This window comes from Intrasporangium sp., assembly GCF_040414665.1.
In the GTDB taxonomy this organism is placed as follows: domain Bacteria; phylum Actinomycetota; class Actinomycetes; order Actinomycetales; family Dermatophilaceae; genus Intrasporangium.
Window position 1 is genome coordinate 40,846 of sequence record NZ_JBEDUL010000111.1, and the last position, 13,937, is coordinate 54,782.

The window sequence follows — 13,937 nt, forward strand, 5'->3', positions numbered from 1 at the left end:
GGCTCCACCACCCGAAAGCTGTTCCCTCGACCAGGGTAGGAGTCTGCGTGGGGGCGGAGTGGGGTGGGTCTGCTCTCTGCAGCCGGACATGCGAGGATGCGCAACGATGAACGCCACTGACCCCACCGCTGGACTCACCGTCTGGGCGGAGATCGACCTCGACGCGCTGGAGCACAACGTTCGGACGTTGCGTGCACGCGCCCCGAGGTCGGAGCTCATGGCCGTCGTCAAGGCCGACGCCTACGGACATGGGCTGCTCCCCGTGGCGCGTGCCGCGGTCCGGGCCGGTGCCGGCTGGCTCGGCGTCGCGCAGTTCGCCGAGGCGTTCGCGCTGCGCGATGCGGGCATCTCGACCCGGCTGCTCACGTGGCTGAGCGTGCCCGGCAGCGACTTCGCCGGTGCCGTGCGCCGTGACATCGACCTGTCGGCCTCCGCGACGTGGACGCTCTACGCGATCGCCGCCGCCGCGCGGGAGCAGGGCCGCACCGCCCGCGTCCACCTCAAGGTGGACACCGGGCTGGGCCGCGGCGGGGCCTACGGCACCGACTGGCCCGCCCTGCTCGACCATGCCCGTCTCCTCGAGGCCGAGGGCGTGATCTCCGTCGTCGGGATCTGGACGCACTTCGCGCTCGCCGACGCCCCCGAGCACCCGACGGTGCTCACCCAGCAGGACACCTTCTTCGAGGCCGTCGCGCTCGCTGAGAAGGCCGGCCTGCGGCCCGAGGTCCGGCACCTCGCGAACTCGGCTGCGACGCTCGTCCACCCATCGGCACACGCCGACCTCGTCCGTCCGGGGATCGCCATCTACGGCTTGTCGCCGGTTCCACAGATGGACGACGACTTCGACCTGCGACCGGTCATGACGCTTCGGGCCCGGCTCGCCCTCGTCAAGCGGGTGCCAGCCGGGCAGGGCATCAGCTACGGCCACGTCTACCGCCCTGAGGTCGACACGGAGATCGGGCTGGTTCCCCTCGGCTACGCCGACGGCGTCCCTCGCAACGCGACCAACGTCGGGCCGGTCCGGATCGGCGACCACCGGACGACCATCGCCGGTCGCGTGTGCATGGACCAGTTCGTCGTCGATCTCGGTCCGGAGAGCTCGGCTGTTGCCGGCGACGTCGTGACCCTGTTCGGCGCGGGCCCGGACGAGCCGACCGCACAGGACTGGGCAGACGCCACGGACACCATCAGCTACGAGATCGTGTCGCGGATCGGCGCGCGGGTGCCCCGGCTGTGGCGCGGGGGCTCCGGGGACGGGGCGGAGGCGTGAGCAACGGCCGGCCCAACCCGGTCCTCGGCATCGTGCTCGGCGCTGCCGGTGTCGCTGCAGGCGTCGCTGCGGGCATCGCCGCCGACCGTGCCGGGCGGCATCGGGCCGCGCTGGACGCGCTCGAGACGAGGGAGCAGCTCGAGATCACCCCCGACGAGGACCGAATGGTCCTGACGAAGGACGGCGTCGCCCTCCACGTTGAGATCGATCTCCCGGCGCCTGAGGCCGCTGCCGCGGCGGCCAAGGGGCTGACGAGCGGAGACGATCCTGCTCGGCTCCCGACCATCGTGTTGAGCCACGGCTACTGCCTCAGTCTGCGGTCCTGGGTCTACCAGCGGCGTGCGCTCAAGGCGGCCGGCTACCGCGTCGTCAGCTGGGACCACCGTGGCCACGGCCAGTCCGGCCGCGGCGACCCGACGTCATACGTCATGAACCAGCTCGGCGACGACCTCAAGCAGGTTGTCGACGAGGTGGCCCCCTCCGGACGCCTCATCCTCGCCGGCCACTCCATGGGCGGCATGACCATGCTCGCCCTCGGCGAGCGGCACCCCGACTTCATCCGGGAGCGCGTCGCGGGTGCCGCCTTCATCGGCACGAGCGCCGGCGGCCTCATCCTGGCCAACGGCGGCCGGAGTGCGACCTTCGGTCGGCTGCTGCTCGAGCGCCTCGGTCCCACGGTTCTCGGGCCGCTGGGCGACCGGCCGGATCTCGTCGTCCGGCTTCGCCGCGTCGGCCGTGATCTCGAGGAGCTCCTCGTCGAGCAGAACTCCTTCGCCTCACCGGTCCCGCGCTCCGTCGTCCGTCACACGGCCGACATGCTCATGACCACCCCGCCCGATGTCATCAGGGACTTCCTGCTCATCTTCGACGGGTTCGACAAGCGGCCGGCGCTGGCCGAGTTCAAGGACACCGTCACGCTCGTGTTCAACGGCAAGCAGGACGTCCTCACGCCACCGGAGCACAGCGAGCTCATCGTCGAGGGCATACCTGGGGCCGAGCACATCGTCGTCAACGACGCCGGGCACATCATCATGCTCGAGCACCCCGACCTGCTCAGCGCCCACCTGCTCGAGCTGGCGGAGCAGGGGACGCGAGCCCGGGAGGAGGACATCGAGGTGTCCCGCCAGCCGCGCGTGCGCCGAATCGTCACCGACGTGGCGAAGAGCCGGCGCCAGCGCCGCATGGAGCGTGAGGCGGATGAGCGGGTGAGGGCCGAGCGGGCTCGTGCCCTGGCCAGGCTGCGCCGGGCACAGGGCGCCGCACGGGCGCGGGAAGAGAACCGCAGTGGGACGTGAGGTAACGCTTGCCACCCGCGAGGACACGCAGGCCTTCGGTGCCCGCTTGGGCCGCCTGCTACGAGCCGGCGACCTCATCGTGCTCACCGGCGACCTCGGCGCCGGAAAGACGACCCTGACGCAGGGCATCGCCGAGGGTCTCGGCGTGCGCGGACCGGTCACGTCGCCGACCTTTGTCATCGCGCGGGTGCATCCCTCGCTCGTCGGCGGTCCTGCCCTCGTCCACGTCGACGCCTACCGTCTCGGCAGCGCGATGGAGCTCGACGACCTGGACCTCGATGCCGATCTCGACGAGAGCGTCACGATCATCGAGTGGGGGGCGGGTCTTGCCGAGCAGCTCTCGTCCGACCGGCTGGGGATAACCATCACCGGCGAAGACGTCCGCACGGCACGGCTCGACCCAGTCGGTGAGCGCTGGGAGAACCGACTGGGGTCCCTGCTGCTCGACGCCTGACCTCGACGTGCGAACGGCGGCAACCCACGCAGGGCGCTCGACGTGGGGCCAGACCTGACGGTGCCGTGCGGGTCAGGGGGACTGAAGCAGCAGCAGCCAGTCGGTATCGCCCCCAGAGTTGCGTTCCGGAGGGCGCATGTGAGTTGCGAGCCGAGTTGGCAGCCGATCGGTGGTGGTCGGGTCGATCCAGTAGGCCTTGGCTTCCTTGGCGAACCGACTGGTGTCGAGGGTGATCTCCCGTGATGTCGGGAGGTACACGAGGGCGGTCCTGGCATCCGGTGTGCTCGCAGCCGTGACGTAGTCGTTGTCCAGGACGTCCCGGAACGAGTCATCCGTCACCTGCTCGCCTCGGCCGGCAGTCACGATCGGCCGGCTCTCGTCCGGCACCAGCTGCCACCAAGGAAGTTCGCCGACCAGTGCCCGAAGTCTGGAGATCTGACGGACGGACTCCGACTCGAGACGGCCTTGCCATCCCGGCAGGAACTCCCAGTCGTCGGTGCCGAAGATGTCACCGGGCGAGCCGGAGGTCAACGCCCAGAGCACCTGTCGGCGAAGCGTCTCGGCCGTCGTTGGAGGGCTCGCCTCTTGGTTGTTCTCTCCCTCGTAGTTGCCTTCACCGAACAGCGCCGGCAGGGCTGGCTGGTGCCCGTAGGCCTTGAGCACTGCCTCGTAGGTGGGGTGGTAGGTGTAGACGAAGTTCCAGTCGACGCGACGGGCCCAGAACGGGTTCTGAGTAGACCAGGAACGCTCGTAGTTCAACTGGATGGAGAAGGGCCGGGAGTCGCCGGCGTCGCGGATTCCCTGCAGTGCCGCGTCCAGGCAGTGGTCCACCTCGCTACCGGCGGCCAGGTCGTCAGTTGCCGGGAAGTAGTCACCACCTGTCATCCACACGATGTTGGGCAGCGCGGCGAAGTACGTGGCAACCCTCTCACCGTATCCGCGACAGGTCGAAATACTTTCGGGGACAAAGGAGTTGCCAATCGTCCAGCCGTCGATCGGGTACAGGAAGACCGTGATCCCGTGATTCGCGGCCTTGACCAGGTAGCTGTGCACGCGTTGCCAGTAGGCGGCATTCCATGCCAGCACGTCGCCGGACGCGAAGGGAAGCAGGCCGTCGTAGGTTGCGCCGTCGTCGGACGGCCCTCCGTTGCCGCCCGAGCCGATGAGCGAGACCAGCGCCGCGTTGAAACCCTGGGCCGCGCGGGTGGCAAAGTACCGCTCGGCGTCCTCGGGGGAGACGTCCACCATGAGCGACCACGGAGAGTCGCCTCGTACGAGGATCGGCTCACCATGCTGATCGACGAAGAAGCGACCACCAGTGCTCACGGCGGTCACGTACCGTGCTTCAGTCGCCGTCGGGCCAGACAGGTCGGTCAACGGCGGCGGGCTGTCTGCCCGCCGCGGGTTGTCCGGGATCGCCATTCCCTGCCCGTTTTCCCCAGCAAGAAGGAAGCCCGGCCCCAGGGCGACAGCCGCTCCCAGTGCGACGACCAGCATCGTGGCGAGAACAAATGGACGCCGCAATGCTGTAGGGATGCTGGGTTTCCGCAACGTCGTGTCTCCCTCGCTGTCGACCTGATCGAGGGTAACTTCGGCAGTCACCCGCAGGGGCAGCGTTCACACTTCTGCAACAAACTCGCTCCCGCCGCCCCTGACGCCTCGGTGGGCACCGCCAGGACCCGGGTCCTTCGGCCCTGACGTCCGACCGCACGGCAAGCGAGACTGAAGGTACGGAAGGCCGGTGTTCGCCATGTCACTCGCATCGATTCTTCGCAAGGTGGCGCTCGTCCTCACGTCCCTCTTCGCCGTCGGCGGCATTGCCTTTGCCCTCGGGTACGCGTTCGAGGACCTGAGCGGTTGGGCGCCGTGGCTGCTCACGGCAGCGGTGGTGGTACCGCTCGTCGGGCTGACCGCCATGGCCGTTCGGTCGCCGCGGCGGGCGCTCCACGTGCTGGTCGCGGCCATCGGGCTCTTCGCCGTCTGGGCCGTACTCACCCTCTTCGTCGACATCGACGCGCCGACCGTTCCCGTCATCGCGGTCGTCCTCGCGCTGCCGATCGCCGTCGTCGGCCAGCGGTACGCCACGCAGGCGGGGGAGCTGCTCATCGCCGTCGCGGCGGTGCCGCTGCTCCTCCTCGTAGTGCGCCTGCTCACCGAGTGGGGGGCGGAAGGGCCCGGCCTCCAGGGCGCCCTCGGCACGTCAACAGGCGCCGTGGTCGTGCCGCTCCTCGTCCTCGCCATGCTCTTCCTCGCCGGTGGCGTCGCCGGCCGGCACGGGCCCGCGGGGCACGCGCCAGTCGAGCCGAAGACCCCGGCGACACGCACCTGACGACTGTCCGGGTTCGGGTCCGTACCCCGGGGCGGATAACCTGACGGCCGTGCTCCTCCTCGCCATCGACACGTCCACGACCGCCATCGGCGTTGCCCTGCATGACGGCGACGCAGTGGTGGCCGAGGCCACGACGCTCGATGCGCGGGCACACGCTGAACACCTCGCGCCGAACATCCAGTCTGTGCTGACCCAGGCAGGCGCCGAGCCGTCCGACGTCACCGAGGTCGTCGTCGGGATCGGTCCCGGGCCGTTCACCGGCCTGCGCGTCGGGATCGTCTCCGGACGGACGTTCGCCTTCGCCCTCGGGCTCCCCGTCCACGGCCTGTGCAGCCTCGACGCCCTCGCACACGACACGTGGCTGGGTGGGCACCGTGGTGGCCTCCTCGTCGCGACCGATGCCAGGCGCAAGGAGGTGTATGCCGCTGAGTTCGTCCTCGACGACCGTGGCCCCACCCGCGTGGCCGGGCCCGTCGTCAGTCGCGCCGCCGACCTCGACGAGTCGTGGCGTGAGCTTCCCGTGGCGGGACGCGGGCCGCTGCTCTACCCGGCCGACCTCGCGAGGCCGGCCGTCGACGGGGGCGAGCCCAGCGGCATACGTCCGCTTCCCCTCGACGTGTCGGCGGGCGCCCTCGCAGACCTCGCTCGCCGCCGACTGGCGACGGGAGACGCGCTCGACGGGCTGGAGCCCCTCTACCTGCGACGCCCGGACGTGGCGACCGCGCCGCCGACCCGGAAGTCGACGCTCGGATGAGCGCGCCGATCCTGCGGGACCTCGAGTGGACCGACCTCGAAACGGTGGCGGAGCTCGAAGTGGCGCTCTTCGCGGACGACGCCTGGTCGGCGCAGACGTGGTGGGCCGAGCTCGCGGGCCGCCCACGGCGCGACTACGTCGTCGCTGTCGACGACAGCCGGATCGTGGGCTACGCGGGCATCGACTCCGCCGGCGAGGCTGCGGACCTGATGACCATCGCGACGGTGCCGGACGTCCAGGGCCGCGGGCTGGGTCGTCGGCTCCTCGACGAGCTCGTCCGGCGAGCCGAGCGCAGCGGGGCCCGGGTCCTGCTGCTCGAGGTGCGGGCCGACAACGAGGCGGCGAGGCGGCTCTACGGGACGAGCGGCTTCGAGGTCATCTCCGTGCGCCGACGCTACTACCAGCCGGGCGACATCGACGCCCTCGTCATGCGCAAGCACCTCGGAGGTATCCATGGCTGACGAACCGCTCGTCCTCGGGATCGAGACCTCGTGCGACGAGACCGGCGTCGGGATCGTCCGCGGCGAGACGCTGCTCGTCGACACTGTCGCAAGCAGTGTGGACGAGCATGCGCGCTTCGGCGGGGTGGTCCCCGAGGTCGCGAGCCGCGCGCACCTGGAGGCCATGGTCCCGACGATCGAGCGAGCCTGCCGCGATGCCGGCGTGGCCCTGCGGGACCTCGATGCGATCGCCGTGACCTCGGGCCCGGGTCTGGCCGGGTCGCTCCTCGTCGGCGTGGCTGCGGCCAAGGCGCTGGCCGTGGCCCTCGACAAGCCCATCTACGGCGTCAACCACCTCGCCTCGCACGTCGCCGTCGACATCGTGGAGCACGGGCCGCTACCGGAGCCCACCATGGCCCTGCTCGTCTCGGGCGGGCACTCCTCGCTCCTGCTCGTGCCCGACGTGACGGACGACGTGCGCTCGATGGGATCGACGATGGACGACGCCGCGGGGGAGGCGTTCGACAAGGTCGCGCGAGTGCTGGGGCTGCCCTTCCCCGGAGGGCCCCACATCGACCGGGCCGCCCGCGACGGCGACCGGGTGGCGATCGACTTCCCGCGGGGGCTGACGACGGGACGCGACCTGGAGCGGCACCGCTTCGACTTCTCCTTCTCGGGGCTGAAGACGGCGGTTGCCCGATGGGTGGAGCAGCGTCACCGAGCCGGGGAGCCGGTGCCGGTGGCCGACGTGGCGGCCTCCTTCCAGGAGGCGGTCGTCGACGTCCTGACGAAGAAGGCCTTGCTGGCCTGCAAGGACAACGACGTGGACCACCTGCTCATCGGGGGAGGCGTGGCGGCCAACTCCCGGCTGCGGACGCTCGCAGAGGAGCGGTGCGCCAAGGCGGGCATCATCCTCCGCGTCCCGAGGCCTGCGCTGTGCACCGACAACGGGGCGATGGTCGCAGCGCTCGGGGCGCAGCTGGTGGCCAAGGGTCGTGAGCCGAGCGAGCTTGGCCTGCCGACGGACTCGTCGATGCCCGTCGAGCTCGTCCAGTCCTGAGGCGGCTCGGCCCGGCGGTGTCAGCCGCAGCTCGCGAGGCCGAGCCTGACCTTCAGGGCCATCACCCGGGTGGTTGCTGCCGCGACCTTGGCGGCGAAGTCCGGGTCCTCGGCCATCCGACGGGTCAGGGCCTGGTGCATGGTCGCCACCGTGTCCGGTCGCGCCGTGAGGACGATGTCCCCGCCCGCGTCGACGAACTTCGTCGCGCGCTGGCCGACCGGTGTTGCCGCGACGGCCTTGGCCGCGCCGACATCGTCGGTGATGACCACCCCGTCGTAGCCCAGTCGTCCCCGCAGCAGGTCGCTGATGATGGCTTTCGAGAACGTGGCGTTGACGCCCGGGTCGATCCGGCTGTAGATCGCCGAACCGACCATGACGAGGTCCGCGCCGGCCTTGATGCCGGCGCCGAACGGCCGAAGGTACGCGTCCGAGGCGGTCGTCGTGCGGTCCGTGATGCCGTCAGCGGTGAGGTCCGTGTTGCCGGTGATCCGGCCGATGCCAGGGAAGTGCTTGATCGTCGCGGCCACCTTGCCCCGGTGCATCCCCTCGATGAACGCGCCGACCATCCGGCCCACCACGGTCGGGTCGCTCGAGAACTGCCGGTCCCAGCGGCCGATCGGGGCGTTGGCCCGCCCGAGGTCGGCCGGAACGGTGTCGGCGACGGGAGCGAGGTTGACGTTGATCCCGGCGCCGCGCAGCTCTGCGGCCCACCCGGCGGCGCGTTTCGCGAGCTGGCTCGGCGAGAGGTCGCCCTGGGCGAGGGCGGTCGGGATCCGGGTGAAGCCCGCGCCCCGGAGCTGCTGGACGTTGCCACCCTCCTGGTCGGCCGCGAGCAGGAGCCCCGGATCGTCTGCGGACCCCTCGGCAAGGGACTCGAGGTGCCGGGTCGTGGCGCGAACGCGATCGGCGCCGTCGTACCAGCCGCCGAGGAGGATGACCCCGCCGAGATGCCGGTCGCGAATCGTTGCGTCCAGGCTGTCCTTCCGAGCATTGACGTCGAGGCCGACCATGAGCAGCTGGCCGGCCCGCTCGGAGCGGGACATCTTCGCCACCAGCGCTGACGCGCAGGCCCCGTTGCCGAGGGCCGTCGCGGTCGGTGCCGGTGACGTGCCCGGGGAGGATGGTGTGGGCGGCGGCGTCGTGGCGGAACCGGATGTCGAGGGGCCTCCGGTCGGTCTCGTCGCTGTCGATGCCTCCGGCTGAGAGGGGGATCCTGACGGGGCAGCAGCGGTCGAGCACGCGGCCAGGAGCAGGGTCACGGCCGTCGCCACAACGATCATCCTCGTGGACCGCAGGCGGGGCAGTCGGGTCGTCAGGGTGTCAGGCACGTGACGACCGTACCCGCCGGACCTTTGGCGGTAGCGGTACCTTGACCGCGTGCCGCCGACCGCAAGACCCGTCGTGCTCGACGTCGACACCGGAGTGGACGATGCCTGCGCGCTGCTCCTGGCAGCGACCCATGCCGGGCTCGACCTACGGGCGGTGACCTGCGTCGGCGGCAATGCGCCGGTCGACGACGTCGTCCGCAACACGCTGACGGTGCTGCAGGCGGCCGGCCGCAGCGACGTGCCGGTCGCCCGAGGCGCGGAGCGCCCGCTGCTGGAGCACCCGAGGGACGCCCGGCACGTCCATGGGGAGGATGGCATGGGCGACATCGGCTGGCCCGCGCCGACACTGCGGCCTGACCCCCGGCACGCCGTCGAGCTGCTTCGAGACACGTGCATCGCTGCCGCTGAGGCGGGCGAGACGGTCACGCTCGTCACCACGGCACCGCTGACCAACATCGCGCTGCTGCTCCGGACGTACCCCGCGGCCGCGCGTGGGATCGCCGAGGTCGTCTTCATGGGCGGGGCCGTGCAGACCGGCAACGCCACGGCATCCGCGGAGTTCAACGTCTTCCACGACCCGGAGGCGGCCGCGATCGTGCTCGATGCCGCGGCACAGCTGGCCATCCCGGTCACCATGTACGGCCTCGACGTGTTCTACGACCCGGTCGTGGCCACCGCCGAAGCGGACGAGCTGGTCGCTGTCGGTGGGCGGGGTGCGGCGGAGCTCGCAGGCAGGCTCATCCAGTTCCAGTGCGAGCGGTTCGGCCGGGACGCGGCGACGATCGGCGACGCCGGCGCGGTCTGCGCGGTCCTCGAGCCGGAGGGACTGACGACCCAGGTGCTCCCGATCCGCGTCGAGCTTGCGGGTCACTGGTCACGCGGCCGGACGATCGTCGACCGGCGCGACTGGAGTGGAGACCTCTCGCACGACCCGCACGGCGAGCCGCCGGTGCGGGTCCGGGTCGCCCTGGGCGTCGACCACCAGCGGTACTCGGCGCTCTGGCGCGACACCATCCTCGGCTCCGGCGGGACCAGCTGATGGGGCGCGTCGTCGTCCTCGGCTCCCTCAACGTTGACGTCGTGACGCGGGTCGAGCGTCACCCGCGCCCGGGGGAGACCGTCCTCGGTGGGGCGGCCGGCCGGTTCGCCGGTGGCAAGGGCGGCAACCAGGCGATGGCGGCGCGCCGTGCCGGTGCCGAGGTGGTCATGGTCGGACGGGTCGGCGCCGACGACGCGGGAGCGGCGTATCTGAGTCGGCTGCAGCGTCACGGCATCGAGACCCAGGTGCCCAGCTGCGCCGATGCGCCGACCGGCACCGCGTTCATCACGGTCGACGACGTCGGGGAGAACACCATCGTCGTCGTCCCCGGAGCAAACGACATGGTGCAGGACGCCGCGGTCACGGCGGCGCGTCTCGGCCCCGGCGACGTGCTCCTCTGCTCGCTCGAGGTGCCCGCAGACCTCGTCGCCCGCGCCGCACACCTGGCCGCCCGCAGCGGCGCTCGCGTCGTCATCAACCTCGCGCCCTACGCCCCCCTCCCGCACGACGTCGTCGCCCTCGCCGACCCGGTCATCGTCAACGAGGAGGAGATGCGCCAGCTGGCAGACTCCGACCTCATCCCGACGTCGCTGCTCGTGACGTTCGGGGCAGCCGGGGCCAGGTGGGACGGGGAGGAGGTGAGCGGCATACGGCTCGATGACGCCGACGTCGTGGACACGGTCGGTGCCGGTGACGCCTTCTGTGGCGCGCTGGCCGCGGCCCTCGCGGCAGGCACCACGCGCAAGGAGGCTCTCGAGGCCGCGAACCGGGCCGGCTCCGAGGCGGTCCAGTGGTCCGGGGCCCAGCCCGGCGCCGCATTGTGAGTCACACTGGACCATGGCCACTCGCATGCGGCACGTGATCCTGCGAGCTCTCCCGGACCTCCGCGTCCACCCCGTCGGCAAGTGGGTTCGGGCCGACGCCCTCGGCGCCACCATCGTCGACAGCCGCCGCGTCCAGCTCGTGTGGGAGCCCAAGCGGGTCGTCGGGTCCTATGCCGTGCCGGAGGAGGACGTCGCCGGCGAGCTCGTCCCTGCGGAGGGGGCGGCTGCCGCCGAGCGCCCGGTGCCTCTGGGCGACGACGGCCCGCCCGTCCTCGATCCGCACACACCCTTCGGCGCCCACACCACCCCCGGCACGCCGTTGACGATCAGGACCGACTCGGGAGACCTGCCCGGGGCTGCCTTCCGACCCGACGACGACGACCTGGCGGGCTACGTCGTGCTCGACTGGTCGGCGTTCACGCAGTGGTTCGAGGAGGACGAGCCGGTTCTCGGTCACCCGCGCGACCCGTTCGACCGGATCGACTGCCTCAGGTCCAGCCGCCACGTCGTCATCGCCAGCGACGGGGTCACCCTCGCTGACACCACCCGCGCGACGTTGCTCTTCGAGACGCCGCTGCCAACGCGCTACTACGTGCCGCGGGAGGACGTGGCCATGGACCTGCTCGTCCGGACCGACTCGCACACCGTGTGTGCCTACAAGGGGGAGGCCTCCTACTGGTCCGCCCGGGTCGGCGAGACGGTTCTCCCGGACATCGCGTGGTCGTACGAGGAGCCGCGTCACGACGCCGTGCCGGTCGCTGGCCTCATCGCCTTCTACACCGAGAAGCTCGACCTGACCGTCGACGGGGAGCTGCAACGCCGGCCGCGTACGCCCTGGTCGTAGTCAGGCCGGCTCGACGACGATGACGACCTGGGTGCCGGCGACCCGCGTGACCACGAGCGTCGCCTCCGAGCCGCCCCTGCCGCGGCCGGTCATCTTCAACTGTCGTCGCAGCAGCTCGGGGTCCAGCGTGACACCGCGCTTCTTGATCGTCACCCGGTCGTGGCCGCGGTCTCGCAGCCACCGCGACAATGCCTTGCGGGACAGCGGCATCGCCTCGACGACGCGGTAGCGCTTCGCCCACGGGATCGCGTATGCCGCTGGGCTCGTCACGTAGCCCACGCGGGCTCCCAGCTCGGCCCCGTCCACGGCGGCGGTGAGGGCCGGGGTCAGTCCAGCGCGGATCACGGCGCGATCCGGCTCATAGAGCCAGTCGCCCAAGCCGGCCAGGGTCGTCAGGGGTGGGGACGCGAACGCCGGGGCTGCGTCGGCCTCGGTGACGACATGGGTAGCTGCGGTGGAGCACACGGCAGCGGTCCGGCCGGGTGTGCTGGCCAAGGGCCCCCACCATATCGCGCACTCGACGACCTCGCCGTCCCAGGAGCTCCACTGGGCCTCGGTGCCCTCGGGGAGGGCGGCGTGTGGGAACGAGGGCGAGAGCTTGGCCCCCGTCGCCGGCGTGTCGGCGGCGAAGCCCCGGACCTCGTCCCACGTCGGCGAGATCGCATCGAGTGAGAAGACCCGCTTCGTCCGGCCTCGGGCGTCGGCGACCCCCGAGACCCGACGAGCCGGGTCGAGCCAGACACCGAGGTGACGGGACGCCTCGCCCAACGGGAGCCGGACCTCGTCGGCGCGCGCGTGTGTGACCCGAGCCGACGGCCAGTGCCGCAAGTTCGCCGCCGCGATCCGGGCGGTCACCGGGTCGGCATCGACCGCCCGCACGACGAGGTCGAGGCTGGCGAAGGCCATGGCGTCGGCGCCGATCCCGCACCCGAGGTCATAGACCTCCCGCACCTCCGCGGACGCGAAGCGGTGGGCGTGGCGTGCTGCGAGGGGCAGGCGGGTCGCCTGCTCGAGACCGTCGGCGGTGAAGAGCATGCCCGCCGCGAAGTCCCCGAACTTGTCGACCGCCTTCGCCCGGAGACGGGACTGTGCCATGGCGGCGGCCACGAGGTCGGCGTCGTAGGCGTCGCGCAGCCTCTCCTGCAGGGGCAGCGCGGTCGACTCGTCGTAGACCGGCAGGGACTGGAGCAGCGCCCAGCCCTCTCCGGTCGCGAGGCGGTCCACCATCGCTGCGTCCATGGCGGCATCCTCGCAGCCGACGGGCCGGCTGGCGCACCGGGGCGCAGGCCGTTCACGGCCGTGAGCCCCCGTGTGTTGGCACTCGACTTGACCGAGTGCTAACTCCAAACCTAGATTTTGCTTGTTGGCACTCTCACCCCGAAAGTGCCAGATCCGCGAGAGCGGCCGACCCCCGCGACGGCGACCGATCTCGTCCGGATCACATTCTTCCAAGACTCGATCCATCGACATCCCGAAGGGAAGGTCACCACCGTGTCGGTTTCCATCAAGCCGCTCGAAGACCGCATCGTCGTCAAGTCCCTCGAGGCGGAGCAGACCACCGCCTCCGGCCTCGTCATCCCCGACACGGCGAAGGAGAAGCCGCAGGAGGGCGAGGTTCTCGCCGTCGGCCCCGGCCGTTGGAACGAGGACGGCGACCAGCGTGTCCCGCTCGACGTCAAGGTCGGCGACAAGGTCATCTACAGCAAGTACGGCGGCACCGAGGTCAAGTACGGCGGCGAGGAGTACCTCATCCTCTCCGCCCGTGACGTTCTCGCCGTCGTCGGCTGAGCGTCGACCTCGCTGCACCACATGCTCTGACCGCACCCCGGTGACGCCCCTCGGGGTCGTGCCGGGGTGCGGCTCGTTCGCCCACCGTTACGCGCATCACCAGCCAGAAGGAACACCATGGCCAAGCAACTGGAGTTCGACGACTCCGCACGCAAGTCGCTCGAGCGCGGCGTCGACGCGCTCGCCAACGCCGTCAAGGTGACGCTCGGCCCCAAGGGCCGCAACGTCGTCATCGACAAGAAGTGGGGCGCCCCCACCATCACGAACGACGGCGTCACGATCGCCCGCGAGATCGAGCTCGAGGACTCCTACGAGAACCTCGGCGCCCAGCTCGCCAAGGAGGTCGCCACCAAGACGAACGACATCGCCGGTGACGGCACGACGACCGCGACGGTCCTCGCCCAGGCGATGGTCAAGGAGGGCCTGCGCAACGTCGCCGCCGGCGCCGCTCCTGCCGCCCTCAAGCGCGGCATGGACAAGGCCGTGAGCGCGGTCAACGACCGCCTGCTCGA

16 protein-coding genes are annotated in these 13,937 nt (G+C 71.1%); 13 read left to right on the forward strand and 3 right to left on the reverse strand.

Annotated features, from left to right (window positions below):
* Positions 1 to 106 precede the first annotated feature (106 nt).
* The 3 genes from alr to tsaE are packed head-to-tail and all read left to right on the forward strand — an operon-like array spanning position 107 to position 3,019.
* On the forward strand, positions 107 to 1,270 hold the full coding sequence (gene alr / locus ABF401_RS12115; protein ID WP_353509820.1) for an alanine racemase: 1,164 nt from the start codon (positions 107 to 109) through the stop codon (positions 1,268 to 1,270).
* Positions 1,267 to 2,565: an alpha/beta fold hydrolase gene (locus tag ABF401_RS12120; protein ID WP_353509821.1), complete on the forward strand. Its 1,299-nt coding sequence runs from the start codon at positions 1,267 to 1,269 to the stop codon at positions 2,563 to 2,565. The genes alr and ABF401_RS12120 overlap by 4 nt, the downstream gene beginning before the upstream one ends.
* On the forward strand, positions 2,555 to 3,019 hold the full coding sequence (gene tsaE, locus ABF401_RS12125; protein ID WP_353509822.1) for a tRNA (adenosine(37)-N6)-threonylcarbamoyltransferase complex ATPase subunit type 1 TsaE: 465 nt from the start codon (positions 2,555 to 2,557) through the stop codon (positions 3,017 to 3,019). Before ABF401_RS12120 ends, tsaE begins: the two co-directional genes overlap by 11 nt.
* Positions 3,020 to 3,091: 72 nt before the next feature.
* Here tsaE and ABF401_RS12130 read toward each other — a convergent pair whose 3' ends face one another.
* Positions 3,092 to 4,345: an apiosidase-like domain-containing protein gene (locus ABF401_RS12130; RefSeq protein ID WP_353509823.1), complete on the reverse strand. Its 1,254-nt coding sequence runs from the start codon at positions 4,343 to 4,345 to the stop codon at positions 3,092 to 3,094.
* A gap of 424 nt (positions 4,346 to 4,769) precedes the next feature.
* On the opposite strand from ABF401_RS12130, the gene ABF401_RS12135 reads away from it, so the two are divergent.
* The 4 genes from ABF401_RS12135 to tsaD are packed head-to-tail and all read left to right on the forward strand — an operon-like array spanning position 4,770 to position 7,602.
* Positions 4,770 to 5,348: a hypothetical protein gene (locus ABF401_RS12135; RefSeq protein ID WP_353509824.1), complete on the forward strand. Its 579-nt coding sequence runs from the start codon at positions 4,770 to 4,772 to the stop codon at positions 5,346 to 5,348.
* A gap of 49 nt (positions 5,349 to 5,397) precedes the next feature.
* The gene (gene tsaB, locus ABF401_RS12140) at positions 5,398 to 6,102 is read left to right on the forward strand and encodes a tRNA (adenosine(37)-N6)-threonylcarbamoyltransferase complex dimerization subunit type 1 TsaB (protein WP_353509825.1); all 705 of its coding nucleotides are present in this window, start codon (positions 5,398 to 5,400) and stop codon (positions 6,100 to 6,102) included.
* Complete coding sequence (gene rimI, locus ABF401_RS12145) at positions 6,099 to 6,563, forward strand: ribosomal protein S18-alanine N-acetyltransferase (RefSeq protein ID WP_353509826.1); 465 nt, start codon at positions 6,099 to 6,101, stop codon at positions 6,561 to 6,563. Before tsaB ends, rimI begins: the two co-directional genes overlap by 4 nt.
* Complete coding sequence (tsaD, locus tag ABF401_RS12150) at positions 6,556 to 7,602, forward strand: tRNA (adenosine(37)-N6)-threonylcarbamoyltransferase complex transferase subunit TsaD (protein ID WP_353509827.1); 1,047 nt, start codon at positions 6,556 to 6,558, stop codon at positions 7,600 to 7,602. The genes rimI and tsaD overlap by 8 nt, the downstream gene beginning before the upstream one ends.
* Positions 7,603 to 7,622: 20 nt before the next feature.
* Here tsaD and ABF401_RS12155 read toward each other — a convergent pair whose 3' ends face one another.
* Positions 7,623 to 8,645 (reverse strand): glycoside hydrolase family 3 N-terminal domain-containing protein, encoded by a 1,023-nt coding sequence (locus ABF401_RS12155; RefSeq protein ID WP_353509828.1) that lies wholly within the window; start codon positions 8,643 to 8,645, stop codon positions 7,623 to 7,625.
* Here ABF401_RS12155 and ABF401_RS12160 point away from each other — a divergent pair.
* The 4 genes from ABF401_RS12160 (at position 8,611) to ABF401_RS12175 (ending at position 11,637) form a co-directional block, all read left to right on the forward strand.
* On the forward strand, positions 8,611 to 8,805 hold the full coding sequence (locus ABF401_RS12160) for a hypothetical protein (RefSeq protein WP_353509829.1): 195 nt from the start codon (positions 8,611 to 8,613) through the stop codon (positions 8,803 to 8,805). The two genes, ABF401_RS12155 and ABF401_RS12160, sit on opposite strands and share 35 nt — an antisense overlap.
* A 174-nt stretch (positions 8,806 to 8,979) precedes the next feature.
* Positions 8,980 to 9,969 carry a nucleoside hydrolase gene (locus tag ABF401_RS12165; protein ID WP_353509830.1) on the forward strand — a complete coding sequence of 330 codons (990 nt, stop codon included), beginning with the start codon at positions 8,980 to 8,982 and terminating at the stop codon, positions 9,967 to 9,969.
* A complete protein-coding gene (locus ABF401_RS12170) occupies positions 9,969 to 10,793 on the forward strand; it encodes a ribokinase (protein WP_353509831.1) in 825 nt (274 codons plus the stop codon). The genes ABF401_RS12165 and ABF401_RS12170 overlap by 1 nt, the downstream gene beginning before the upstream one ends.
* 13 nt (positions 10,794 to 10,806) lie before the next feature.
* Positions 10,807 to 11,637 (forward strand): DUF427 domain-containing protein, encoded by an 831-nt coding sequence (locus ABF401_RS12175; RefSeq protein WP_353509832.1) that lies wholly within the window; start codon positions 10,807 to 10,809, stop codon positions 11,635 to 11,637.
* Here ABF401_RS12175 and ABF401_RS12180 read toward each other — a convergent pair whose 3' ends face one another.
* Positions 11,638 to 12,876 carry a class I SAM-dependent methyltransferase gene (locus tag ABF401_RS12180; protein ID WP_353509833.1) on the reverse strand — a complete coding sequence of 413 codons (1,239 nt, stop codon included), beginning with the start codon at positions 12,874 to 12,876 and terminating at the stop codon, positions 11,638 to 11,640.
* Positions 12,877 to 13,128: 252 nt separating this feature from the next.
* Between ABF401_RS12180 and groES the strand changes: the two genes are divergently transcribed.
* Positions 13,129 to 13,425: a co-chaperone GroES gene (gene groES, locus ABF401_RS12185; RefSeq protein WP_041308421.1), complete on the forward strand. Its 297-nt coding sequence runs from the start codon at positions 13,129 to 13,131 to the stop codon at positions 13,423 to 13,425.
* Between the two features lie 117 nt (positions 13,426 to 13,542).
* A partial coding sequence (locus tag ABF401_RS12190) for a TCP-1/cpn60 chaperonin family protein (protein ID WP_353509834.1) occupies positions 13,543 to 13,937 on the forward strand: 395 nt, incomplete at its 3' end.